Genomic DNA, 238 nt, shown 5'->3' on the forward strand with positions numbered 1-238 from the left:
CGCATGCTCGGCCGTCATGGTGCCGGTCAAGGCAGCAGCACGCTCCATCTCAGCCAGCTGCTGTTCCTTGGACAGGATCACAGCCAGTTGCCGCAGTTCAAGGACCGCCCGCTGTTGGTCCGCACTCAGGCCGATCAGCTCAACCTCTTCGCGCAGGGACTTGTTGCCGGCCTCCAGTTCTTCAACCGTCTTGGCCTGTACGCCAAGCCATTCCTGGCGGTACTTGCGCTCTTCCTCG

General features: G+C 62.2%; 1 protein-coding gene. It reads right to left on the reverse strand.

Features of this window, described 5'->3' with window-relative positions; all coding sequences use genetic code 11:
* On the reverse strand, positions 1-238 hold a 238-nt coding region (locus IAE24_RS30100; protein ID WP_199962554.1), incomplete at both ends, for a hypothetical protein.

Source organism: Delftia sp. S65, assembly GCF_016516495.1.
Taxonomy (GTDB): Bacteria; Pseudomonadota; Gammaproteobacteria; order Burkholderiales; family Burkholderiaceae_C; genus Comamonas; species Comamonas acidovorans.